Here is a 24,359-nt window from a genome sequence, read left to right on the forward strand (position 1 = left end):
TGGTTCCTATTCTCGTACGGGCAAAAAGGTCGTGTGTGCCAGCCAAACGAAGGCGGGCTCAGCCGTTCAGCATCTTGGTGACGCGCGCGGTGTCGTTGGACGACACCACGGTGCGGCCGTCAAGCCGGCGGGTCCGCGTGGTCGGCTTGTGCTCGAACATGTGGCGGCGGTTGGCCTTCTGGCGCACGATCTTTCCGGTTCCGGTGCGCCGGAACCGCTTTGCGGCGCCGCTGTGGGTCTTGGCCTTGGGCATGTGTCCTCAGTTCTAGTCAGTTCTGCGATACGTCGGGTTCTGCTGGCGGGGCCGACTGCGCGGGGCGCTCGGCCTGCTGCGCCGCCTTGGCACGAGTCTTCGCGCCGCGGTGCGGTGCCAGCACCATCGTCATGTTGCGGCCGTCCTGCTTGGCGGACGTCTCGATGAAGCCGTAGTCGGCGACATCGGCACCCAGCCGTTGGAGGAGCCGGAAGCCCAGTTCGGGCCGGGACTGCTCCCGCCCGCGGAACATGATGGTCACCTTGACCTTTGACCCCGCCTCCAAGAAGCGGATGACGTGACCCTTCTTGGTCTCGTAATCATGCGGGTCGATCTTGGGACGCAGCTTCTGTTCCTTGACGACGGTCTGCTGCTGGTTCTTGCGAGACTCGCGCGCTTTCTGGGCCGTCTCGTACTTGAACTTGCCGTAGTCCATGATCTTGCACACCGGCGGTTTGGCATCCGGGGCTACTTCGACAAGGTCGAGATCGGCGTCCGCGGCGACGCGGAGAGCGTCTTCGATGCGCACGATTCCGACCTGCTCGCCGCCTGGTCCGATCAGGCGTACTTCCGGTACGCGAATGCGCTCGTTGACGCGGGTCTCAGTGCTGATGGGGCCTCCTACAGTTGGGCACTGTTGTCCTGGGAGCCCACGCCATCAGCCCTCTGTTCGTCAGAACAGAAAGGCCCCGCTCAAGAGCAGGGCCCGATGCCGACCGATCACGGCTTTCACCGCCCGCGCCGAAACGCGAAACCGGCATGCTTGATGCCGGTGACCGGACCGCTGAGCCTTCGGAGGTTTCCGTGGCCAACGGTGGGAGGGGACTCCACTTGCTGTCCCTGGCGTTCGCCGGGACGGTCGCGCGTGCAAGTCTAGCAGCCATGACCGATGATCCCGGCATCCCCCGGACTGACAGTTCCAGCGTCCGCGAGCTCGCCGAAATTCCCGCCGTGGAGGTGATCACCCGCGCGGCGGTGATGTTGATGAGCGCGACCGCCGAAAAACTGGGCCTCTCGGCACCCGACCCCGACGACAGCCCCCACCGCGACCTCGACGAGGCGCGCAGGCTCATCACCGCGCTGGCCGGCCTGGTGACCGCGTCGGCGGAGTATCTAGGTCCGCACGCCGGGCCGGTGCGCGACGGACTCAAGTCGCTGCAGCTGGCATTCCGCGACGCCAGCGCCCACCCGGACGAGCCCGGCCACGGCCCCGGGGAGAAGTACACGGGTCCAGTCTGGTAGCCCGTCCGTCCCCCCACTACCGCCGCCGAGCGAATATCCTCCGTGCCTGTGACCCTTGCTCGCACCGCGACTGACCGGCGCACCTCCAGGTATGCCTGGGTGCCCGCGGCGGCCGGGTGGACCGTCGGCGTCATCGCCACCCTGTCGCTGATCGCCAGCATCTCGCCGGGGGTCCGGTGGCTGATCAGGGTGCCGCGCGAGTTCGTCAACGACTACATCTTCAACTTCCCCGACACCAGCTTCGCGTGGGCCTTCGTCCTGGTGCTGCTGGCCGCGGCGCTGGCCGCGCGCAAACGCATCGCCTGGTGGATCCTGGTTGTCTACATGGTCGCGGCGATCGGCTGGAACGTCGTGGATCTGGTCGTCGGCGGCGACACGGTGATGGAGGACATCGGCGAGGTCATCGGCATCGTCTTCCACTGTGCCGCGGTGGCCTTCCTGATCCTGGCCCGCAAGGAGTTCTGGGCCAAGGTGCGCCGCGGGGCGCTGGTCAAGGCCGCCGCAACGCTCGTGGCGGGGATGGTCGTCGGCACGCTTGTCGGTTGGGGGCTGCTCGAACTGTTCCCGGGGAGCCTGGCCCGCGAGGACCGGTTCCTCTACGCCCTCAACCGAGTCAGCGCCTTCGCAGGCGCCGACTCCGACATCTTCTCGGGCCATCCGCACGTCTTGGTCAACGCGCTGCTCGGCCTGTTCGGCGCGCTGGCGCTGATGGCCGCAGCCATCGTGCTGTTCCAATCCCAGCGTGCGGAGAACGCTCTCACCGGCGAGGACGAATCGGCGATCCGGGGTCTGCTCGAGATCTACGGCAAGAACGACTCCCTTGGCTACTTCGCCACCCGCCGGGACAAGTCCGTGGTGTTCGCCCCGACCGGCCGCGCGGCCATCACCTACCGGGTGGAAGTCGGCGTGTGCCTGGCCAGCGGCGACCCTGTCGGCGATCCGAAGGCCTGGCCGCAGGCCATCGAGGCGTGGCTGCAGCTGTGCCAGACCTATGGCTGGGCCCCGGGTGCCATGGGGGCCAGTTCCACCGCGGCGCAGGCGTTCCGTGACGCCGGACTCAACGCACTGCAACTCGGGGACGAGGCCATCCTGCACCCCGATTCGTTCCGGCTGACCGGCCCCGACATGAGGGCGGTGCGCCAGGCGGTGACCCGCGCGCGCCGAGCCGGCCTGACCGTGCGGATCCGGCGCCACCGCCAACTCAAGGGTGAGGAGATGGCCCGGGTGATCGAACAGGCCGACGCCTGGCGCGACACCGAGGACGAACGCGGATTCTCGATGGCGCTGGGCAGGCTGGGTGATCCGGCCGACGGCGATTGCATGCTGATCGAGGCCCTGCAGGGCGATCACACGGTGGCGATGCTCTCGCTGGTGCCGTGGGGCGCCAACGGTGTCTCACTCGACCTGATGCGGCGCTCTCCGAAGTCCCCCAACGGCACCATCGAACTGATGGTCAGCGAACTGTGCCTGCAATCGGAGAACTTCGGGGTAAGTCGGATCTCCCTCAACTTCGCGATGTTCCGTTCGGCATTCGAACAGGGCGCACAGCTGGGGGCGGGTCCGGTGGCCCGGCTCTGGCGGGCACTGTTGGTGTTCTTCTCCCGCTGGTGGCAACTGGAGACCCTGTACCGGTCGAATATGAAATACAAACCGGAGTGGGTGCCGCGGTACGCCTGCTACGAGGACGCCCGATTGGTCCCCCGGGTGGGTGTCGCCTCCGTCATCGCCGAAGGCTTTCTGGTGCTTCCGTTCTCGAAACGTCACGAGCAGCCGCACACCGGCCACCACACTGCCGTCCCGAACGACCTCGCCTACAGCGTCCAGTTACACGCCGACGGTTCGGCACCCGAGATCAGCGGCCTGACAGACGAGGACGACAGGAACGACGAGGACCTGGCCCACCTGCCCGAGCAGGTGCGGGTGCGGATGGCCAAACTCAAGGCATTGCAGGACAGTGGAGTCGACGCCTACCCGGTCGGTGAGCAGCCCAGCCATACCGTCGCCGAGGCGCTGGACGCACCGGATGGCACCGCGGTCTCGGTGGCCGGCCGGGTGCTGCGGATCCGCGACTACGGCGGCGTTCTGTTCGCCCAGCTGCGCGACTGGTCCGGGGAAGTCCAAGTGCTGCTGGACAATTCGACACTGGCCGCCGGGACAACCGCGGACTACACGGCCGCCATCGATCTCGGTGACCTGATCTCGGTGACCGGCACCATGGGATACAGCCGCAAAGGTGAGCACTCGCTTCTGGTGCAGACGTGGCGGCTGACCGGAAAATGCCTGCGCCCGTTGCCCGACAAATGGAAGGGACTGACCGACCAGGAGGCGCGGGTACGGGCACGCTACGTTGACCTGGCCGTCAACACCGACGCCCGCAAGCTGATCCGCGCTCGCAGCGCGGCACTGCACGCCATTCGCGAAACCCTTTACGCCAAAGGCTTTCTCGAAGTTGAAACCCCGATCCTGCAACAGATCCACGGCGGCGCCAACGCCCGCCCGTTCGTCACCCACATCAACGCCTACGACCTCGACCTGTACCTGCGCATCGCACCCGAGCTCTACCTCAAACGGCTGTGCGTCGGCGGGGTGGAGCGGGTCTTCGAACTAGGCCGCGCATTCCGCAACGAGGGTGTGGACTTCTCGCACAACCCGGAGTTCACCCTGCTGGAGGCCTATCAGGCGCATGCGGACTACAACGTGTGGATCGACGGTTGCCGCGAGTTGATCCAGAACGCGGCGCTGGCGGCCAACGGAGAGCACGTGTTCTGGCGGCCCGACGCCGACGGGACACTGCAACCGGTCGACATCTCCGGGCAGTGGGCCGTCAGAACCGTGCACGAGGCGGTGTCGGAGGCCCTCGGTGAACACATCGACGCCAAGACCGAACTGCCCCGCCTGCGCGCGCTGGCCGACGCAGCCGGCATTCCCCACCTGGCCCATTGGGACGCCGGGGCGGTGGTGCTCGAGATGTACGAGCACCTGGTCGAGGACCGCACCGAGGCGCCGACGTTCTACAAGGACTTCCCGACGTCCGTGTCTCCGCTGACCCGCCCGCACCGCAGCATCCCCGGTGTCGCGGAGCGGTGGGATCTGGTGGCGTGGGGCGTCGAGCTGGGCACCGCCTACAGCGAGCTGACCGACCCGGTCGAACAGCGGCGCAGGCTCGAGGAGCAGTCCCTGCTGGCCGCGGGTGGTGACCCGGAGGCGATGGAGCTCGACGAGGACTTCCTGCAAGCCATGGAGTACGCGATGCCGCCGACCGGCGGGCTCGGGATGGGCGTGGACCGCGTGGTCATGCTGATCACCGGCCGCAGCATCCGCGAAACGCTGCCTTTCCCGCTGGCCAAACCCCGGTAGTTTCCCCCCGCGCGTTGACAGCGGGCGCACAGCCGGTCGTAAGGAATGCCGTCCACCATGATTTCCGTGACGTGGGCCGAACCCTTCCGCCACCTTTCGCTGATGCACGGGTGGATCCCGGTGACTGCTCAGGTCGTCGCCGCATTGACGCTGATCACGGCCGTCGGCTGGCGAACGCGGCGCTGGCGGCTGCTGTGGCTGCCGATCGCGGTGATCGTCGGGGCCGTGCTCGCCGTCGCCACCTACTGGTACATCGTCACCCAGGGGCTGGCGGACAATCCGGCGCCGCAGTCGCTGTGGATCTGGATCGCGCTGTCCGGGGTGGCGGCCGCGATCCTGATCGCGGGCTGGCCGAGCGCGGCGTGGTGGCGCCGCGGCGTATCGCTGCTGGCGCTGCCCCTGTCGGTGCTCTGCACTGCGCTGGCGCTGAACATGTGGGTCGGCTACTTCCCCACCGCGGGCACCATGTGGAACCAGCTGACAGCGGGGCCGCTGCCCGACCAGACCGACCAGGCCGCCGTGACCGCCATGCTCAAACAGCACAAGATGCCCGCCACGGGCAGCGTGGTTCCGGTGACCATCGGCGACTCCGCGTCCGGCTTCCGGCATCGCGGCGAACTCGTCTACCTGCCGCCGGCGTGGTACGCCACGAACCCGCCCACTCACCTGCCGACGATCATGATGATCGGCGGGGAGTTCAACACGCCCGCCGACTGGGTGCGCACGGGCGCAGCGGTGAAAACCCTCGACGACTTCGCCGCCGCGCACCACGGCTACGCACCGGTGGTCGTGTTCGTCGACCCCGGCGGGACGTTCAACAACGACACCGAGTGCGTCAACGGCTCACGCGGCAACGCGGCCGATCACCTGACCCGCGACGTGGTCCCGTTCATGGAGCAGAACTTCGGAGTCAGCACCGACCGCACGAACTGGGGTGTGGTGGGCTGGTCGATGGGCGGCACCTGCGCGGTCGACCTGACCGTCATGCACCCGGATATGTTCAGCGCCTTCGAGGACATCGCCGGAGACCTCACGCCGAACTCGGGCGACAAGCAACAGACGATCGCGCGATTGTTCGGCGGCAACTCCGCCCAATGGGCGACGTTCGACCCCTCGACGGTCATGAAGCAGCACGGCCCCTACGCCGACACCGCGGGATGGTTCGACGTCAACGGCGCGTCTGCCGGCCCGGTCGGCGCGGGCAGCTCCGCCAACGCCGCCGCGACCAAACCCAGCGATCAGATGACGGCCGCCGACTCGCTGTGCGCTCTCGGCTCGGCCAATGGGATCAGCTGCTCGGTGGTGACGCAGCCCGGCAACCATGACTGGCCGTTCGCGTCGACCGCATTCGCTGCCGCGCTGCCGTGGCTGGCGGGTCAACTCGAGACGCCGGACGTGGACCCCGCCCCGCTGCCCGGCCCACCGACGGCCGCGCCGTATGTGCAGGCCGCGGCGAGGTAGGGCGCTACGGGAGGAAGGTGAACGTGTAGTTGTCGGCGTCGCCGACGTCGAGTTGGCGGAATCCGACCCTGAAGTATTCGCTGGACCCGATGCCGTCGCAGATGTCGAAAGCGTCCGGCCGCTTCACGAAGGTCCGGTAATCGCCGCTCCACGTCCTGCCGTCGTCGGATTCGCCGTAGTAGTACCAGTATCTGTTGACATCGCAGACATCGGCGTTGTGCACGACCCTGCACGCGTTGGGCTCGACGCGATACCAGCCCATGTTCCGCCAGTTGCCGCCTTCCCCGCCGCAGTGTCGCGGGCTGTAGAACGAGATGGCCGCCCAGATCCCGCTCTGATGTGAATTACAGAAGCGCATCATCAGCCTTCTCCCCCGTCCGACGGGACCCGGCGCACGGCGGTGCCTGCGGTCGCTCGCCCTTGTGGGCCTTCGTCTTCCGCGATGTCTGCCGGCTGATGGCCGGACGGCGCGGAGCTGTGGCCCTCTCCCGATGGATAAGCCAGTTCGCGATCGTCCCTCGACCCCGGTGCCACGACCAGATCGTCCCCACCCGCCGGTTCGGTCTCATCCATCCCCGGACAGTACCTCCGGATGGACCCCGTCGTCCGCGAGTACCGTGACGTCATGGCCGATGAACGCACTCCCGAACAGGCTCCGGCTGTTCCGCCTGCGGAGCCGGTCGACACCGGCTACACCCCGGGCGGAGTCCCGACGTTCGAGTCGGTGCGGGAGAAGATCGAAACGCGGTTCGGGACGGCGATCGGGTCATCGGAGCTGGCCGGTGAGACACCGGAGGGCCGAGCCGCAGCGGAACAGTACGAGGAACGGCAGCGGGCGGCGGCCGAACGCCTCGCCCAGATCCGGGCATCCATGCGGAAGGACCACGGCGGGAACGCCTGACCGGTGCGGACGTTCAGCACCGCCGAGCGGCGTGCCCGGCTGGCCCGGCGGCACTTCCTCGCCGGGGAAGCGGCGGCCTCCCTCGCCCAGGTGACCTCGCAGTTGGTCGGCTTGCACGCCACCGACCCCGCCACGCCATATCTGACGTTGTGGGCGCGGGTGCCCGGCTTCACGATCGCCGACCTCGACACCCAACTGTACGAACACCGGACGATGGTCAAGCATCTGGCGATGCGCCGCACCCTGTGGGTGGTGTGCGGCAGCGACCTGACGGCGATCCAGTCCGCCGCCAGCGATCGGGTGGCCGCCAACGAGCGCAGGCGGTTGATCGCCGACGTGCAGAAGGCGGGTCTGGCCCCCGACGGCGCCACCTGGCTCGACGCCGCCTGCGCGGCGGTGCTGGCGCATCTGCGCCGAAACGGCCCGGCCAGCGCGAGCGAGCTGCGCACCGCACTACCCGAGTTGGCCGGTCGCTACGACCCCGCGCCCGGTCGCCGCTGGGGCGGTGAGACACCGCTTGCGCCAAGGGTTTTGACGGTGCTGGCGGTCCGCGGCGACATCGTGCGCGGCCCCAACGACGGCGGCTGGACAGCGAGCCGGCCGCTGTGGTCGGACCGGCTGCACTGGCTGGGCGCACCGCACCCCACCCCCGCACCCGCCGCCCATCGCTCGTCCGCGGCGCTGGTGCGGCGCTGGCTCTACACATTCGGTCCGGCGACCCTGGCCGACGTCCGATGGTGGTTCGGCCAGACGGTGACCTGGGCGCGCACCGCGCTGCGCGACGTCGGGGCGCTGGAGGTGGACTTCGAAGACGCAACGGGTGACGGAAAGGGTGGCGGGACGGGCTATGTGCTGCCCGACGATCTCGATCCGGAACCCGACGTCGAGCCGTGGGCGGCGCTGCTGCCCGGCCTGGATGTCACACCGATGGGCTGGTCGGACCGGGCGTGGTACCTCGGCGCGCACCGTGGCCAGGTGTTCGACACCAACGGCAACGCCGGGCCGACCGCGTGGTGCAATGGCCGTGTCGTCGGGAGCTGGAGTCAGGACGCCGACGGACGGGTGGTGCTGCGACCCGCCGAAGACCTCCGCCGCGACGACCTGCGTGCGCTCACCGTGTGTGCCGCCGAGCTCACCGACTGGCTGGGCGGGGTGCGGATCAGTCCGCGCTTCCCGTCGCCCCTGTCTCGGTCATGAGGCTGTCGCGGTTATGAGCCCGTCTCGGTTATGAGCGCCTGTCGAGGACGACGCCGCTGAGGACGGCGACGGAGTTGACGACGCTGCTGCGGTACGCACCGCAGGCGGCGCACGACTCGACGTGGCGCGCAATGCGTTTGCGCATCAGGATGGTGAACGCCCCGTCGGATGGGGCCAGTGTCTGCGCCAGTTGCGGGCAGCCGTGCTGCGCCCCGTGCCGCGCCACCAGCGGGGCGCCCAGCGAGCGTTCGACCGTGTCGCGCAGCCGCTGTAGCAGCTTTTTGGCCGACTCGTGGCTCACGCCGACGGCGTTGGCGAGGTCGGGGCCGCTGAGCCCCTGCCGGTAGGCGAGTTCCAGCACGCGGCGGTCGCGGTCGGACAGGGCCGACACGTGGGAGATCAGCTGCGCGAGCTCGTTCTGAGCGGTGACCGTGACGGGCCCGGGGCCGGTCGCCACGGTGTCGGGCACCTCCTCGAAGGCGGGTTCACGGCGCTGTACGTGCAACTCTCGCAACGCGGCGCGGCGCACGATCGCGTAGAGCCACGGCCGCAGTTTGTCGGGGTCGCGCAGCTTGGGCAGCTCGCGCAGGTCGTCGAGTTCGGTGGCGACCTCACGGGCGCGCAGCGCCATCGCCAGCGCGGCGGCGCCGCAGTCGGCCATCTCGGCTTGCGCGTTGAACGGGCTCGCGCGCCCGCGCCGCGTCACCAGAACCTCGGCAGCAGCATGTTGATGAGCGGTTCGCGTCCCGCCGGGACCGCGAGCTGGCCCGGCGCCGCCGCGGCCGGGCCCGACCGGTTCAGCTCGGCCAGGACCTCGGTCGCGGTCACCTCGACGACGACGGCGTCGTGCGTCGCGCCGGAGGAATCACGGAATTGGACCTGCTCACCCCGGGAGGGCGCCCGTCGGCGCGGACGGCGGACCACCGACTCGTAGCGGACGTCGCCGTCGTCGGTCATGGTTTTTGGATGTCTCGGGGCCGGTCGCCGGCCCCGGCTATCGCCGAGATCGACGCTGGCGCGGCCGCCACTCGAACTTCTCCGCGCTAACGTCGATCTCGGTGTGGGCCACCGAATGCGGACCGCAGCTCTGTGGCGGTCAGGGTGCGGATGCTGTGTCTGCGCAGCGCCAATGTGGTGCGGTTGGTGTTCATCGGATCCTTTCGGCAGGGCTGATCCAGGTGGACCGGGGTTACCGGGGTATGGGCCGCGGAGCCCGCCGAGAGGGACGGTTTTCACTGCGGTGGCGGCGTCGATCGCCGCACTGAATAGGATTTCGGCATGCCTTCGCACCTGGAGATCTGGAAACCGTCAGGACGGGAGCTGATCTCGCTCGACGTGCCACGGGTGACGATCGGCAAGTCCTCGACCAATACCGTGGCGCTCCAGCACGACTCGACCGTCTCACGCCTTCACGCGGTACTGGAGAACCTCGGCTTCGCGTGGTCGCTCCGCGACGTCGGCAGCCGCAACGGAACGTTCGTCAACGGCGAGAAGATCGCCCACGAACGCGTCCTGCATGCCGGTGACGAGATCCGGGTCGGCAATTCGCGGTTGGTGTTCTGGGAGGAACGTCGGGCCGGGGACACCTCGATCGCCGACGCCACGGTGTCGGCGGAGCCCGTACCGATCCCGCCGCGGCTGACTCCGCGCGAGCTGGACGTCCTGGTCGCATTGTGCCGTCCCCTGGTGTCCGGTGATCCCTTTCCCGAGCCGGCCTCGGTGCGCAGGCTGGCCGTCGAGCTGGTGGTCACCGAGGCGGCGGTCAAACAGCATCTGCAGAACCTGTACGACAAGTTCGCGATCGCCGCCGACGGGGAACGCCGCGTTCGGCTGGCCAACGAGGCGCTGCGGCGCGGCGCGGTCACCCTGGCCATGCTTCGCGACGGCGGCTAGGCCGGATTACACACCGCAGACCGCAATCAGACACGCGGTCGCAGACCGCAATCAGACACGCGGTCGCAGACCGCAATCAGACAAAGTCCAGCGCTTCGATCGTCGCGACGGCGCCTTCGTGAGCGGGCCTGTTCGCGCCACCGATGCAGTACACGGTCTGGCCGACGGCGGCCACCACCTGCGCGTGCCGCGCGGTGGGCAAGGGCCGGACGGTGATCCACTTCTCGTCGGCGATGTCGTACATCTCCACGGTGTCGAGCACCCGGGTGGGCTCCTCTCCGCCGACGACCACGATCCTGCCGTCGATGTAGGCCGCGCCGTAGCTTCCACGCGGCGTCGGCATGTCCACCAGCCTGACCCACTCCCCCGAGGCCGGGTCGAAGCGCTCGAACGCGGCGGAGTTCTTGTCGGCGGCCAGGAACCTGCCGCCGACCGTGTACACATACACCCCGTCGGAGACCGCGGCGAGGTGTTCGCGCGGCGTCGGCAGATCGGCGGCCTGCGTCCAGGACTGCCCATCGAACACCTCGGTCTGGGGGACGATCTGCTTCTCGTTCTGCCCGCCGACCACCACGAGCTTGTCGTCGGCTACCGCGGCCGCCGCCCCGGCGCGCGCGTGCTGGAGGCTGGGCAACTCCGTCCAGCTGCCTCCGGTCATGACGAACACCCTGTTCGACGCTTGCGCGATGTCGTCGCTGGCTCCCCCGATGACGACGACCTGTCCGCGGTAGGTGGCGGCGGTTGCGTGGTGCAGCGGAATCGGCAGCGCCTGCTGCGTCTGCCACTGGCCGGTCTGTGGATCGTAGGACTCCACGGTGTCGAGCGCCGCGCCGTGCCGGATGCCGCCGATGATCCAGATCTTGCCGTCGAGCACTGTCGACGCCATCATCAGCCTGGCGGTCGGGGCGTCCGGCAGAGTGCGCCACTGGTCGGGCTGCGTCTTGCGGGCGGCCAGCGTGAGCGCCTCGGCCGAGGAGGTCACCTGGGTGTCTCCCGGACCAGACGACCCGCCGATCGCGTACACCTTGTTGCCGATCGCGGCGACCGCCATGCCATGCCGCGCGGTGCCCATGTCCGGCAGCGCCGCCCACGTCAGTGTGGTGAGATCCAGCGCGGCGACGCTGTCGAGGACTTCCCCGCCGGATCTGCCGCCGACCGTGACGAGCCTGCCTCCCGCGACGGCAACACCCAGATCGCTGCGCGGCTCGGGAAGTTCGGCCAGGCTGGTCCAGGCGTTCGTGGCGGGGTTGTAGGCCTCCACCGCCGTCAGGTCGGCCGAGCCGTCGGATCCGCCGGCGGTGTACATGACGGAGTCGTCGGCTGCGGCGCTGAGCAACTGCCTCGGCGTTGGCAACTCGGCACCCAACGTCCATGACGTGCCGTCGAAGATCTCGGTAGTGGCCAGCAGCCTGCCGTTGGCGCCGACGCCGCCCGTGACGATGATGCGGTCCCCGACCACCGCCGCCGCGGCCGCGGCACGGGGCTGCAGCAGGGGTGGTAGCTCGACCCAGCGGCTGTTGACCACCCGCCACACCCGGTCGGTCGCGACGGTGGTGTCGGTGCCCTCGGCCCGCCAGCCGCCGAGCACCACCGGGGTGCCCTGCCAGGTCACCGCCATCGCGTGCTGCACGGGGACGGGCAGGTCGTCGCTGCCCTTCCAGCTGTCGATGATCGGGTCGTAGCCCTCGTGGCGTCCGGTGAGACGGTTGTCCGCGCCGATGCCGCCGAAGATCCAGATGGTGCCGTCGGCCTCGGTGGTCGCCGCTGCGGCCCGGGCGACGCGCGCATTGGTGATCGGCCGCCAGCCGGACTGGTTCTCCACGGTCGGCCTGCCCGCGACGGCGGAGCTGCCTGTGCTGTCGCCGCTCTCGCGGTTGGAGATGAAGTAGACACCGCCGACGACGACGAGCACCGCCGCCAGGATGGCGGCCAGGGCCAGCAGCAGCGGGGACTTTCGCCGACTGCGCTGCACCCCGATGTTGCGCGTCGGCTCATCGGGTACGCGATATGGCTCCGGGGTGCTCGGCGGGGTGGGCGGCGGCGCGGGCGGGTGCGGTGGTTCGCTCGGCGGACCCGAATCGGCGCCATGCACATCGGTGAATCCGAAGGCGCCCACCGGCATCGCCGCGGTGCTGTCGGTTCCCGGCGGGCTGCCGTTGACCTCGCTGAGCGCCATCGAATCCGGGATCAATCCGTAGTGGTGCTGCACCGACTGCAGCTCGTGGCCGAACTCCGAGGCCGACCCGTGGCGTTCGGCCGGGTCCAGCGACATGGCCTTCTCGATCGCCGCGCACACATCGGAGGGGATCCCCTGCAGCCGCAGGTCCGGCACCGGCGTCGAGCTGATCCGCAGGTAATGCGCGACCACCTCTTCATCGCTCTTGCGTTCGTGCGCAGCCGTCCCCGCGATCAGCGCGTAGATGGTGGCGCCCAGGGAATACACGTCGGAGGTGACGGTGGGTGGCGAACCGGCAAGCACCTCGGGCGCGGTGAACGCCAACGTGCCGGTGAAGAATCCGGTGGCCGTCTCGTATCCGCCTGCGATGCGCGCGATCCCGAAGTCGCTCAGCTGGGGCTCGCCGTATTCGTTGATGAGCACGTTGCCCGGCTTGATGTCGCGGTGCAGGGTCCGCGCTCGGTGCGCGGTCTCCAACGCCCCTGACAGCTTCACGCCGATGCGCAATGCGTCGGGCCAGGCGATGCGCCCGGACCGGCGCAGCCGCTCCGCGAGTGAACCCGCCGCGTAGTAGGGCATCACGATGAAGGGCCTGCGGCTCTCGGTCACGCCGACCTGGAGGATGTTCATGATGTTCGGGTGGCCGGACAGCCCGCCCATCGCGTAACCCTCACGCAGGAAGCGTTCTTGGTTGTCCTTGTTGAGGTCGGATGCGAGCACCTTGATGGCGACGCTTCGCCGCAGCGACGTCTGGTAGCAGCGGTAGACCACACCCGCACCGCCCCTGCCGACCTCGACGGCGTCCGCGAATCCGGCGTCGGCCAACTCGGCGGCGATCCTGCCCTGCGCCGCGGGTGGACCGTCGCTCGTGCGTTCTCCGGCCATTCTCGCCTATCGTCCTCCCCGTAAGACCACCGAAACCCGTGTGCGATCGCCGTTCTGCTGCGCATTCAATCGTCGCCGCGTACCTGGGCAGTTACATTCTCACCCCAGGCAAATGGCGGCGGCAGGAAATGGCCGAATAGTCGACGGCGCGTCGGCTGTGCCGGCCGCTAGCGAATCCCGGTCGCAGGCCGCTCCACCCTTGCCTCATCCCACACCGGATCGGGTGACTCGTACACCGAACCATCGGCGCCGAACACCAGGAAGCGGTCGAAGGAACGGGCAAACCACCGGTCGTGGGTGACGGCCACCACGGTGCCCTGGTAGCTGCCCAGCGCCTCCTGCAGGGCTTCGGCGCTGGCCAGGTCGAGGTTGTCGGTCGGCTCGTCGAGCAGCAGCAGCGTCGCCCCGCCCAGCTCCAGCAGAAGGATCTGCAGCCGGGCCTGCTGACCGCCGGACAGCGTCTCGAACGGCTGCTCGGCACAGACGGCGAGTTCGTAGCGGGCCAGCGCACCCATCGCGTCGTTGCGCAGCCGGGCGTGCTCGGTCATCACGATCTCGCACGGGGTGCGCCCGGCAAGGTCGTGGCGGGCGTGGGTCTGCGCGAAGAGTCCTGGGACGACGCGCGCGCCGAGCCGGCCGATTCCGGTGTGTGCCACCTGATCGGCCGCCAGCGCGCCGCGCGGGACCTCCTCGGCCACCGACATCAGCAGCCGCAGAAAGTGCGATTTCCCCGAACCGTTGGAGCCGAGCACCGCGACCCGTTCACCGAACCAGATCTCGGCATCGAACGGCCGCATCAGACCGGTGAGCTCGAGGCGCTCGCAGATCACCGCCCTGCGACCGGTCCGGCCCCCGCGCAGCCGCATGGCGATGTCCTGGTCGCGCGGAGCCGATTCGGGCGGGCCTGCCTCCTCGAACCTGTGCAGCCGAGTCAGCGCCGCCTGGTAGCGCGACGACATCCCGTCGTTGTAGGCCGCCTTGCGCCGCAGCTCGGCCACCAGCTGCTTCAGTTTCGCGTGCTCCTCGTCCCAGCGCCTGCGCAGTTCGTCCAGCCGGCTGCTGCGGTCCCGGCGCGCCTGCGCGTAGCTTTCGAACCGCCCGCCGTGGACCCACACCTTGCGGGATTCCACGGTGACGATGCGTTCGGCGCACTGGTTGAGCAGCTCCCGGTCGTGGGACACCAGCAGCACCGTCTTGGCGGTCTCGCGCAGCCGCGCCTCCAGCCAGCGCTTCGCGGGGACGTCGAGATAGTTGTCCGGCTCGTCGAGAAGAAGCACCTGGTCGGGCCCGCGCAGCAGCGCCTCGAGCACCAGCCGCTTCTGCTCGCCACCCGACAGGGTGGCGACCCGGCGCCACCGGCAGGATTGGAACGCCACCCCTAGCGCGGCAACTGCGCAAGCGTCCCAAAGGATCTCGGCTTCGTAACCGCCGGCGTCGCCCCAGGTCGCCAAGGCGTGTGCGTAGCGCAGCTGGGTGGGTTCGTCGTCGCATTCCATCAGCGCCAGCTCCGCGGCGTCGACGACCTCCGCGGCGGCGCGGATCCGCGGTTGGGCCACCGATAGCAGCAGCTCGGAGATGTCGGTGGTGTCGCGGATGCCGCCGATGAACTGCCGCATCACCCCCAGCCCGCCGCTGTGCGAAACGGTGCCCCGCTGTGCGTTCAGGTCTCCGGCTATCAGGCGCAGCAGCGTCGTCTTACCGGCGCCGTTGGGTCCGACCAGCGCCGCCGTCGCACCGTCGCCGACGCGGAAGGAGACGTCGTCGAGCAGCAGCCGACCGTCCGGGAGCGTATGGCTGACGTGCCCCACCTCGACATGGCCCATGGTGGCAAGTGTCGGGAATCAGGCCGCGGTCGTGCAATCGGTTTTCGGGGTACCGATCAGGCGCTGACCTTGCTGGCCTTCCGCGTCGCCCTTGGTAGCCCCAACTCCTCGGCGAGGAAATGCCCGGTGTAGCTCTGTGGGTTCGCCGCAACGTCCTCGGGCGTGCCCGCGGCGACGACCGTGCCACCCCCGGCGCCGCCCTCCGGCCCCATGTCGACGATCCAGTCCGACGTCTTGATCACGTCCAGGTTGTGTTCGATGACGATCACCGTATTGCCTTTGTCGACAAGGCCGTTGATTACCTTGAGCAGCTTGCGGATGTCCTCGAAGTGCAGGCCGGTGGTGGGTTCGTCGAGGATGTAGACCGTCCGTCCGGTGGACCGCTTCTGCAGTTCGGCCGCCAGCTTCACCCGCTGCGCCTCCCCGCCGGACAGGGTTGGCGCGGGCTGCCCCAACCGGACATAGCCCAGGCCCACGTCGACCAGCGTCTTGAGATAGCGGTGAATGCTGCTGATCGGTTCGAAGAACTCCGCGGCCTCCTCGATGGACATGTCGAGGACCTCGGAGATCGTCTTGCCCTTGTAGTGCACCTCCAGCGTCTCGCGGTTGTAGCGCGCGCCGTGGCACACCTCGCACGGGACGTACACGTCGGGCAGGAAGTTCATCTCGATTTTGATCGTGCCGTCGCCCGAACAGGCTTCGCAGCGGCCGCCCTTGACGTTGAACGAGAACCGGCCCGGCTGATAGCCCCGAACCTTCGCTTCGGTGGTGGCGGCGAACAGCGACCGAATCTTGTCGAATACGCCGGTGTAAGTGGCCGGATTGGACCGCGGGGTCCGTCCGATGGGCGACTGGTCCACCCGCACCAGCTTGTCGACGCGATCGAGCCCGTTGACCCGGGTGTGCCGGCCGGGCACCAGGCGCGCACCGTTGAGCTTGTTCGCCAGCACGGCGGCCAGGATGTCGTTGACCAGGGTGGACTTGCCGGATCCGGAGACGCCGGTGACCGCGGTGAGCACGCCAAGCGGGAAGGACACGTCGATCTCGCGCAGGTTGTGTTCCCTGGCGCCGACCACCGTCAGCTGCCGTTTGCGGTCGACGGGCCTGCGGATGGCGGGGATCTCGATGCTCTCCCTGCCCGATAGGTACGCGCCGGTCAGCGACTCGGGATTGCGCAGCAGCTCAGCGTAGGGACCGCTGTGCACGATCCGGCCACCGTGTTCGCCCGCCGCAGGACCGATGTCGACCACCCAGTCGGCGTGGGCGATGGTGTCCAGGTCGTGTTCCACCACGATCAGGGTGTTGCCCAGATCCTTGAGCCGCAGCAGGGTTTCGATCAGCCTGCGGTTGTCGCGCTGATGCAGCCCGATCGACGGCTCGTCGAGCACGTACAGGACGCCGACCAGGCCCGAACCGATCTGGGTAGCCAGCCGGATGCGTTGCGCCTCGCCGCCGGACAGGGTGGCGGCCGCCCGCGACAGCGACAGGTACTCCAGCCCGACGTCGAGCAGGAATCCGAGCCGCGACTGGATCTCCTTGAGCACCTGACCCGCGATCGCCTGCTCACGGGTACCGAGGGTGAGCGCGTTGAGGAACTCGGCGCAGTCGGCAATCGACAGCTCGGCCACCTCGGCGATCGACTTGGTGCCGTGACTGCCCGCCGTCAGCGATACGGCGAGGATCTCGGGTTTGAGCCTGGTGCCGTTGCACTCCGGGCAGGGCACGTCACGCATGAAGCCCTCGTAGCGTTCCTTCATCTGTTCGGAGTCGGTCTGCTCCATGCGGCGCTGCAGGAACGCCATCACGCCTTCGAAGTCGGCGTAATACGACCGGGTGCGGCCGTACCGGTTCTTGTACCGGACGTGGACCTGCTCGTCGCAGCCCTCGAGAATCGCCTTGCGCGCCTTGGCGGGCAGCTTCTTCCACGGTGTGTCGACGTTGAACCCCAGCGATTCGCCCAGGCCGGCCATCATCCGGGTGAAGTACTCGGCGGTCTGCCCCATCGACCATGGGGCCACGGCACCTTCCGCCAGCGTCAGGTCGGGATCGGGCACGACGAGGTCGGGATCGACCTCTTTGCGGATGCCAAGGCCGGTGCATTCGGGGCAGGCGCCGTAGGGCGAGTTGAACGAGAATGACCGCGGCTCGAGGTCGTCGACCGCCAGCGGATGGCCGTTGGGGCAGGCCAGCTTTTCGGAGAACCGCTGTTCACGATGGGGATGGTCATCCTCACGATCGACGAATTCCAGGACGACGATCCCGTCGGCGAGGTTCAGCGCCGTCTCCACCGAATCCGTCAGCCGCTGCTTGGCGCTGGCCTTGACGGTGAGCCGGTCGACCACGACCTCGATGTCGTGCTTCTCCTGCTTCTTGAGCTTGGGCGGATCGGTGAGGGAGTGCACCACCCCGTCGACGCGGACCCGGCTGTACCCCTGCGAGTTGAGTTTGTCGAACAGGTCGACGAACTCACCCTTGCGGGTGCGCACCACCGGCGCGAGCACCTGGAACCGGGTGCCTTCTGGCATCGCCAGCACCTGGTCGACGATCTGCTGAGGGGTTTGGCGCGCGATGCGCTCACCGCAGATCGGGCAGTGCGGGGTGCCGGCCCGCGCGTAGAGCAGGCGCAGGTAGTCGTACACCTCGGTGATGGTGCCCACCGTCGACCGCGGATTGCGGTTGGTGGACTTCTGGTCGATCGACACCGCCGGGGACAGCCCCTCGATGAAGTCGACGTCGGGTTTGTCCATCTGCCCGAGGAACTGGCGCGCGTACGCCGACAGCGACTCGACGTAGCGGCGCTGCCCCTCGGCGAAGATCGTGTCGAACGCCAGCGACGACTTACCCGAACCCGACAGCCCGGTGAACACGATCAACGCGTCGCGCGGCAAATCGAGGTCGACGCTTCGCAGATTGTGCTCACGGGCACCCTTGACAACGAGGCGATCAGCCAACGGTGTCCTCTCCCTCCGGACATGTATCCGGACGCTCAAACCCAGTACCGGTCCATGCTATGTCCGCCCACCGACAAGCCTTCGGGCGCGTGGGCGCGCAGTAACGTGACCACTATGACAGTCGTCGACGACAACTACACGGGCCATGTCAGGCCCCACACCGCAGCCGTGCGCACACTTCCCGGTGCGACCATCGTCAAGGCGTCGGTGGGTCCGATGGACAACGATTCCTACCTGGTGTCCTGTTCCCAGACGGGCGAGACGCTCCTCATCGACGCGGCGAACGAGGCCGGAATCCTGCTCGACCTGATCGAGCGCTACGCACCCAAGCTGTCACTGATCGTCACCACCCATCAGCACCAGGATCACTGGCAGGCCCTCACCGAGGTCGCCAAGGCCACCGGCGCCCCGACGGCGGCGCACCAGCTCGATGCGGGTCCCCTGCCCGTCAAACCCGACCGCCTGCTGGCCAACGGCGACACGATCACGATCGGTGAGCTGTCCTTCGACGTCATTCACCTGCGCGGCCACACGCCGGGATCGATCGCGCTGGCCGTAACATCCCCGGCGACCGGCGACGTGACGCAGCTGTTCACGGGTGATTGTCTGTTCCCCGGCGGCGTCGGGCGCACGACGAAACCCGCCGAGTTCGAGGAGCTGATCGGCGACGTCACCAGCCGCGTGTTCGACGCCTTCGAGGATTCGACGGTGGTGTATCCCGGGCACGGCGACGACACCGTCCTCGGCGCGGAACGTCCGAACCTCGCGGAGTGGCGCGAGCGCGGCTGGTAGAGCGGTTAAGTCGGCTGCCGTTCAGTCCGGTGGTGTCCAGGCCACCGACAGCCGCTTGATGCCGTGCACGAACGCCGAACGCAGGAGCGCATATCGACGTCCTCGGTCAGGTTGCGGCGCATGAACTTCAGCGGCGAAGCCCACCGCACGATCTCCTCCACGGCGGTCGGCGCCACCCGGTCGAAGTCCGCGCTGCCGTCAAGAGTGCCGTGCGATTACGGCGTGGTGTGCACTATCAGCACGTCGGTCTTGGAGCGACGTGCGACGTTGGCGGGCACCGAGCCCAGCAGCCGGCCGGCGATCGTGCTCAGGCCGACGTTGCCGACCACCACCAGGTCGGCCTTGACGTCGTTGGCGAGGTCGACAAGGGCGTCGACGGGTGCGCCCACGATGGCCTTCTCCTCGACGTCGGTGGCTCCAGCGGCCTTGGCCCGGTCGCGCGCCTCCCGCAGGATCGCGTAGATCGGGGCGTTGCCCGCCATCTTGTAGCCCTCGTCGCGCAGCACGTCGGCGGCGTGGTGGTCTTCGCTCTGCGGGAAGTAGGCGGTGGCGACGACCAGCTTGGCGTTGGCCCCGGCGGCAATCTCACCGGCCCGCTCGACCGCGCGCAGGGACGAATCCGATCCGTCCGTGCCGACCACCACTGTGCGATAGGCACCCATCCGTATCCTCCCGGTGTCAATGTGCTCGGCGTGCGACGCCACCCGCGACAGTAACCCGTCACCTCTACGCACGGGTGCAAATCACGACACCCGACAAGCAGGCCACGAACCACGTTCTACCGGCATCGATGGTAGTCCCGGAATCGCTGCGGATGGGCGCACGGTGATCGACACGATGGCTCACGGGACAGGCCGGACCGCGTCGCGTTCCGACCCGTGACGTGACCCAGACCATCACCGGCACAACATCATCCGTGCGCCCAGATGCCGTCTCGCGTTCAACTGACCGCGATCCGCAGGAAGCCGTCCTGGTACACCCAGCCCCAACCGCCGGGAGCGTCGGGGATGACGAGCCGACACCAGTTGTCACGGCAGGGCTCCACAAGGGCAAACTGCTGGCCCACGTGTAGGTAGGTTCCGTCGTAGGGGTTCCCGACACCGTCCGGCCGGTCATAGACGTCGACGTCGGCGATGACGGTGGCGACCATGGCGACCGCAGCGGGGGCGGGCGCGCCGGGGATCGATGCGGCTGTGCCGGGGATCGATGCGGCTGTGCCGGGGATCGATGCGGCTGCGCCGGGGTCCCGACCGAAGACGGCGACGCCGACGATGCCGGCCGACACCACGCCCGCCAGCACAGCCACGACGAGGGCGGCTTTGGGTACCCGCCGACGCGGTGGGACGGATGTGGATGATCCGTTGTGTTCGGAAGTGCATGTGGCTGCGCGCTCCGGGGGACGTTCGGCGGTGTCTGGGTCCCCGACCAGATCGTCGATCTCGGCGACCGTGGATTGCGTGGTGTCGGGCCGCCGCCGTAGGTCGCGCAACAACCGCCGGATGTCCTCGCGCACGCTCTCGTCGTCCTCGCCGCGAAGCGCCCCGCGCAGTTCGGCGACGATGGTTTCCTGCGCGGCAGGCGATAGCCCTTCGGAGGAGTCGATGGCAATGCCGTGCCGCTGCAGGTACGCGTAGGGAACCGGTGGAGGCTCGGGCAACGGCCGGGGCAGCTCGGCCCGGTCTGCAGCCAGGTCATGAAGGGCCGCGATCAGGGCCATGCCTGAGGCCACATCGGGTTTGCGGTAGTCGACAGACTGCAGCGTGAATATCGGGTCGATCCGGTAGCTGTAGACGTCCGCGACCAGCACGGGCAGCATCGGAAGTCCAAGCGCCTTCGCGTATCCCATCTCCGCTTGGCACGGCTTGGACTGCAGAGAACTGGTGGACAGTGCCACAAGAAAGACTGTGCACGAACGGATTTGGCTGAGTATTTCCGACCACCAGGCATCACCACCGAGAATTGACTGGTCCAGCCATACCGCCGCTCGTGCGGCCCGCAGATGCTCGGCCAACGCCCGGACAGCGATGTCGTCCCGACTGGAGTGACAAATGAAGACCCGCATCACTGCCTCACAACAGTTCGCAGAGGCATCGTCCCGCGGGTCAGTGAGCTGGCGAAATGCTCGTCTGTCCGACATGGCGAATCCTTGCTGGTGGCGACGAGTCGTCTCGCCGCTGACACCTGCAAACTAGCGATGGAGCCAGCTACGCCACACGCGTAATCCGGTACCCCATTTTCCGGGGCGCGGTACGGCGCACGAGCGAGTGGCGGGAGTCGAACCCGCGTTAACGGCTTTGCAGGCCGGTGCCTAGCCACTCGGCCACACCCGCGAACACCCATGAGCCTGCCAGGAGTGCCCGCGGCTGCCCACCATTCGGATCGCCGTGATTCGTTACCGCTCCGCTGCGCTGTCGAGCGGCACCCCCGCGGCGACGCCGTCCTGCGGCCAGCCCGCCGGCGAATCCTCCCAGCCTTCCTGCCTTCCGTACGGGGTGAGATCCAGGAACGGGTACCCCGCCGACGTGTGGTCCAGGCCGCGCGCGTAGGTCGAGTAAGTGTGGAAGACCTCGTCTCCGCGGCGCAGGAAGACACTCGCGCCCGGCCAGTCACCGCGGAGGTCGTCGTCGCCGGACCCCTCGGCGCGCAGCTCGTCGATCGTCTTGTAGTTGTACGTGATTGGGCCCCGTCGCGGGTCGAGCGTGACGTGGTAGTCGTAGGTGAAGTCGCCGTCGCGCGAGGAGTACCACGGGAACGTCCAGCCGTGCTCGTCGCGGTAGCGGGCGATGCTGGCGTAGGGGGCGCGGGACACGGCGGCGAACGTCACTCCCCGGCCGTGCAGCAGCGCCCGGTCCTGTTCGGTGAACGTCAGATCCGCCGCGGCCGTGCAGCTCGGACAGCCCTCATCGATGTCGTCGATCCACATGAAGTGATGGATGTACAGCTGGGAGCGGCCCTCGAACAGGTCGATCAGCCCGACCTCACCGTCGGGCCCGTCGAACAGGTACTCCTTGTCCACCTTCACCATCGGCAGCCTGCGCCGTTGGGCGTTGACCGCATCCCGCAGGTGGGTGGCCTCCCGTTCGCGGGCTAGCAGTTCCCTGCGGGCGAGCAGCCACTGGTCTCGGCTGACGATATCGGGGTAGGCGGACGGCGTTGACGGCATGTCAGATCACTCCTCGGCGATGTGCTGGAATCGGTCCTCGTCCATACCGACCCCGGTGGGCGTCCGAACTCATCGCCCACACCGCGTGCCACACTGCGGTCGTGACGATCGGGCTGATCTGCGCCATCCCCCAGGAGATCGAGCATCTGCGCGACGCCATGCGGTCGGCCCGGCGAAATGACGTGGCCGGTGTGCAGTTCGAGACCGGCGCGCTGGACGGCCACGACGTCGTGCTGGCGGGCGCGGGGATGGGCAAGGTCAACGCGGCTCTGGCCGCAACCCTGCTCGCCGACAGATTCGGTTGTCGCGCAATCGTTTTCTCCGGTGTCGCCGGGGGCCTCGATCCCATGCTGAGCATCGGCGATGTCGTGGTGGCCGACCGGATCATCCAGCATGACGCGGGTCTGATCGAGGACGAGCGCTTGCGGACCTACCAGGCCGGGCACGTACCGTTCATCAACCCGACCGACCAACTCGGCTACGCCGTGGCCACGGATCTCCTTGTGCGGGTGAGCGAACGGCTCGACGGGATCGCGCTACCCGCCCTGTCTCCCGACGCCGGCGGGCCGGGCCGCGCACCGCTGGTCACCTACGGAACAGTGCTCTCCGGCGACCAGTTCCTGCATTGCGAGAACACGCGCGGCCGGCTTCGCCGCGAGTTCGCCGGGCGTGCCATCGAGATGGAGGGCGGCGCGCTCGCCCAGGTCTGTGAATCCTTCGCTATTCCGTGGCTGGTGATCCGGGCGCTGTCCGACCTCGCCGGGCGCGATTCGCGTTTCGACTTCGACGCGTTCGCCGGTGAGGTCGCCGCCTCCTCGGCCATGATCCTGCGGAGGTTGCTTCCCGTGCTGTGATGTCAGGTCGATGGGTGATGCCGGCCGGCTCGCACGGACGCGACGGTGGCCAGTGCGGCCAGCACAGCGAACACGGCGAACAGCCAGCGTGCGGCGGTGGCATCGCCGGAGTCGCTGAGGTTGACCACCACACCCGCGAGGCCGGCGCCGAACGCACCGCAGATCAACTGCACGGTGCTGATCGCCGCGGCCGCGGCGGGACCCTCCGCCGGATCGTCGACGCGGCTCATCGCCCACGCCGACAGGTGCGGCCACGCCGTGCCGATGCCCGCGCCGGTGATCAGCAGGGCCAGCGCCCACAGCGCCAGCAGCCACGGGGCGGTGTCGTCACGCATCGTCAACGCCCCCAGAGCCAGGCCGGCGGCCACAACCAACGGCGCCACCGCTACCGTCCGCACGATCACCCGGGAGTTGCGCAGTGTGGCGCTGCCGATCTCGCCGGCCGTCCAGCCGACCGACAGCACGGCCCCGAAGAAGCCGGCGATTACCGGCGCCAGGTGCGCGAGCCGCTGCCCGAACAGCGGCACGTACATGTCGACCATGGTGGCGGCCATCAGCACACCGAGGGTCAGGTAGATCCACTTCAGCGGACCGGGCCTGAACGTGCTCGGCGGCAGCACCGCCACCGTGGCACGCCGGTCGACCACCACGAACACCGCGACGATCGCCACGCCGAGGACCAACAGGGATGCCGTTGCCCGGGCGTCGTGGGGAATGGCCGCGACACTGACCACCAGCGCCGCTGCCCCCAGTAGCAGCAGCGACACCACCGGAATGCGCAGCGCAGTCGTCGGATGGCTTCGTGCGGTCTCGCGTGCCGGCAGCGACAGCGGCACCAGCAAGGCGATCGCGCCGGTGAGGATGACCAGCACCCCGAATGCCCATCGCCACAGCCCGAACTGCGCGAACAGTCCACCCGACGCGGGCCCGATCAGGGTGCCGACCCCCCACATCGCCGACACCAGCGCCGACGCCTTGGTCCACAACGTGCTCGGCAGCGCCGCGTTGATGACGGCATAACCCAGCCCGGCCAGCAATCCACCGGCCACGCCCTGGACGGTGCGCGCCACCAGCAGGATCTCCATGTCGGGCGCCATCGCGCAGCCGAGGCTGCCGACGCCGAACAACCCGAGACCCACCAGATAGGCGGCGCGCGGGCCGAGCCGGGCCAACAAGGAGGGGACCGTGGTGGCCGCGATGACCGAACCCACCAGGTAGACGGTGGTGACCCAGGCGTAGAACCGCTGGCCGCCGATGTCTGCCACCGCGCTGGGCAACAGACTGATGGTCAGGAACTCGTTCGTCGCGTACAGCAGCACACCGCCGGCGAGCACTGTCGACGTGCCCAGGTTGCGCGGGCCCAGCAGGTCACGCCAGGACCCGGTATGGGTGGCGGTGACATCGGCCATGG

At 68.5% G+C, this 24,359-nt stretch carries 20 protein-coding genes, 1 tRNA gene and 1 pseudogene; 8 read left to right on the top strand and 14 right to left on the bottom strand.

All coding sequences use genetic code 11. From position 1 onward, the window contains the following. Positions 1-58: 58 nt before the first annotated feature. Both rpmI and infC read right to left on the bottom strand, forming a co-directional pair. Positions 59-253 carry a 50S ribosomal protein L35 gene (gene rpmI / locus ADBZ6K_RS22890; protein WP_526350986.1) on the bottom strand — a complete coding sequence of 65 codons (195 nt, stop codon included), beginning with the start codon at positions 251-253 and terminating at the stop codon, positions 59-61. 16 nt (positions 254-269) lie between these two features. Beyond that, entirely contained in the window at positions 270-866 is a 597-nt protein-coding gene (gene infC / locus ADBZ6K_RS22895; protein ID WP_526351062.1) for a translation initiation factor IF-3, read from the bottom strand. A gap of 269 nt (positions 867-1,135) precedes the next feature. On the opposite strand from infC, the gene ADBZ6K_RS22900 reads away from it, so the two are divergent. The 3 genes from ADBZ6K_RS22900 to ADBZ6K_RS22910 are packed head-to-tail and all read left to right on the top strand — an operon-like array spanning position 1,136 to position 6,313. Then, positions 1,136-1,495: a DUF1844 domain-containing protein gene (locus ADBZ6K_RS22900; protein WP_526350988.1), complete on the top strand. Its 360-nt coding sequence runs from the start codon at positions 1,136-1,138 to the stop codon at positions 1,493-1,495. Positions 1,496-1,543: 48 nt separating this feature from the next. Next, complete coding sequence (gene lysX, locus ADBZ6K_RS22905) at positions 1,544-4,852, top strand: bifunctional lysylphosphatidylglycerol synthetase/lysine--tRNA ligase LysX (RefSeq protein ID WP_526350990.1); 3,309 nt, start codon at positions 1,544-1,546, stop codon at positions 4,850-4,852. A gap of 57 nt (positions 4,853-4,909) precedes the next feature. After that, positions 4,910-6,313: an alpha/beta hydrolase gene (locus ADBZ6K_RS22910; RefSeq protein ID WP_526350992.1), complete on the top strand. Its 1,404-nt coding sequence runs from the start codon at positions 4,910-4,912 to the stop codon at positions 6,311-6,313. 4 nt (positions 6,314-6,317) lie between these two features. On the opposite strand, the gene ADBZ6K_RS22915 is transcribed toward ADBZ6K_RS22910, so the two are convergent. Then, positions 6,318-6,674, bottom strand: a complete 357-nt coding sequence (locus ADBZ6K_RS22915; protein ID WP_526350994.1) for a DUF1036 domain-containing protein — start codon at positions 6,672-6,674, stop codon at positions 6,318-6,320. A gap of 264 nt (positions 6,675-6,938) precedes the next feature. On the opposite strand from ADBZ6K_RS22915, the gene ADBZ6K_RS22920 reads away from it, so the two are divergent. After that, positions 6,939-7,214: a hypothetical protein gene (locus tag ADBZ6K_RS22920; protein WP_526351064.1), complete on the top strand. Its 276-nt coding sequence runs from the start codon at positions 6,939-6,941 to the stop codon at positions 7,212-7,214. Between the two features lie 3 nt (positions 7,215-7,217). Further along, the gene (locus ADBZ6K_RS22925) at positions 7,218-8,411 is read left to right on the top strand and encodes a DNA glycosylase AlkZ-like family protein (protein ID WP_526350996.1); all 1,194 of its coding nucleotides are present in this window, start codon (positions 7,218-7,220) and stop codon (positions 8,409-8,411) included. A 28-nt stretch (positions 8,412-8,439) separates the two neighbouring features. On the opposite strand, the gene ADBZ6K_RS22930 is transcribed toward ADBZ6K_RS22925, so the two are convergent. Next, positions 8,440-9,117 carry an RNA polymerase sigma factor gene (locus tag ADBZ6K_RS22930; RefSeq protein ID WP_526350998.1) on the bottom strand — a complete coding sequence of 226 codons (678 nt, stop codon included), beginning with the start codon at positions 9,115-9,117 and terminating at the stop codon, positions 8,440-8,442. Then, complete coding sequence (locus tag ADBZ6K_RS22935; protein ID WP_526351000.1) at positions 9,114-9,368, bottom strand: hypothetical protein; 255 nt, start codon at positions 9,366-9,368, stop codon at positions 9,114-9,116. Before ADBZ6K_RS22935 ends, ADBZ6K_RS22930 begins: the two co-directional genes overlap by 4 nt. 321 nt (positions 9,369-9,689) lie before the next feature. On the opposite strand from ADBZ6K_RS22935, the gene ADBZ6K_RS22940 reads away from it, so the two are divergent. Next, positions 9,690-10,304 carry an FHA domain-containing protein gene (locus tag ADBZ6K_RS22940; RefSeq protein ID WP_526351002.1) on the top strand — a complete coding sequence of 205 codons (615 nt, stop codon included), beginning with the start codon at positions 9,690-9,692 and terminating at the stop codon, positions 10,302-10,304. A 76-nt stretch (positions 10,305-10,380) separates the two neighbouring features. Here ADBZ6K_RS22940 and ADBZ6K_RS22945 read toward each other — a convergent pair whose 3' ends face one another. From ADBZ6K_RS22945 to uvrA, 3 genes are all read right to left on the bottom strand, one after another. Continuing rightward, positions 10,381-13,365, bottom strand: a complete 2,985-nt coding sequence (locus ADBZ6K_RS22945; RefSeq protein WP_526351004.1) for a Kelch repeat-containing protein — start codon at positions 13,363-13,365, stop codon at positions 10,381-10,383. Between the two features lie 167 nt (positions 13,366-13,532). Beyond that, positions 13,533-15,188, bottom strand: a complete 1,656-nt coding sequence (locus ADBZ6K_RS22950; RefSeq protein WP_526351007.1) for an ATP-binding cassette domain-containing protein — start codon at positions 15,186-15,188, stop codon at positions 13,533-13,535. A gap of 56 nt (positions 15,189-15,244) precedes the next feature. After that, the gene (gene uvrA / locus ADBZ6K_RS22955) at positions 15,245-18,139 is read right to left on the bottom strand and encodes an excinuclease ABC subunit UvrA (RefSeq protein ID WP_526351009.1); all 2,895 of its coding nucleotides are present in this window, start codon (positions 18,137-18,139) and stop codon (positions 15,245-15,247) included. Between the two features lie 114 nt (positions 18,140-18,253). On the opposite strand from uvrA, the gene ADBZ6K_RS22960 reads away from it, so the two are divergent. Then, the gene (locus ADBZ6K_RS22960; protein WP_526351011.1) at positions 18,254-18,931 is read left to right on the top strand and encodes an MBL fold metallo-hydrolase; all 678 of its coding nucleotides are present in this window, start codon (positions 18,254-18,256) and stop codon (positions 18,929-18,931) included. 86 nt (positions 18,932-19,017) lie between these two features. Here the strand turns inward: ADBZ6K_RS22960 and ADBZ6K_RS22965 are convergent. The 5 genes and pseudogenes from ADBZ6K_RS22965 to ADBZ6K_RS22985 all read right to left on the bottom strand — a co-directional run. Beyond that, positions 19,018-19,122: pseudogene (locus tag ADBZ6K_RS22965) on the bottom strand (hypothetical protein); the annotation flags it as partial. A 24-nt stretch (positions 19,123-19,146) separates the two neighbouring features. Next, positions 19,147-19,593, bottom strand: coding sequence for a universal stress protein (locus ADBZ6K_RS22970; protein ID WP_526351013.1), 447 nt, complete (start codon positions 19,591-19,593; stop codon positions 19,147-19,149). 278 nt (positions 19,594-19,871) lie between these two features. Beyond that, entirely contained in the window at positions 19,872-21,068 is a 1,197-nt protein-coding gene (locus ADBZ6K_RS22975; RefSeq protein ID WP_526351015.1) for a TIR domain-containing protein, read from the bottom strand. Between the two features lie 122 nt (positions 21,069-21,190). Then, positions 21,191-21,261, bottom strand: a tRNA-Cys gene (locus ADBZ6K_RS22980). Positions 21,262-21,323: 62 nt separating this feature from the next. Continuing rightward, the gene (locus ADBZ6K_RS22985; protein WP_526351017.1) at positions 21,324-22,094 is read right to left on the bottom strand and encodes a DUF899 domain-containing protein; all 771 of its coding nucleotides are present in this window, start codon (positions 22,092-22,094) and stop codon (positions 21,324-21,326) included. A 101-nt stretch (positions 22,095-22,195) separates the two neighbouring features. Here ADBZ6K_RS22985 and ADBZ6K_RS22990 point away from each other — a divergent pair, with 101 nt between their 5' ends. Next, positions 22,196-22,948: a 5'-methylthioadenosine/adenosylhomocysteine nucleosidase gene (locus tag ADBZ6K_RS22990; RefSeq protein WP_526351019.1), complete on the top strand. Its 753-nt coding sequence runs from the start codon at positions 22,196-22,198 to the stop codon at positions 22,946-22,948. A 2-nt stretch (positions 22,949-22,950) separates the two neighbouring features. On the opposite strand, the gene ADBZ6K_RS22995 is transcribed toward ADBZ6K_RS22990, so the two are convergent. Further along, positions 22,951-24,357 carry an MFS transporter gene (locus tag ADBZ6K_RS22995; protein ID WP_526351021.1) on the bottom strand — a complete coding sequence of 469 codons (1,407 nt, stop codon included), beginning with the start codon at positions 24,355-24,357 and terminating at the stop codon, positions 22,951-22,953. Between the last annotated feature and the right edge of the window lie 2 nt (positions 24,358-24,359).

The sequence above is a fragment of the Mycobacterium sp. genome, from assembly GCF_044223235.1.
Classification (GTDB): Bacteria; Actinomycetota; Actinomycetes; order Mycobacteriales; family Mycobacteriaceae; genus Mycobacterium.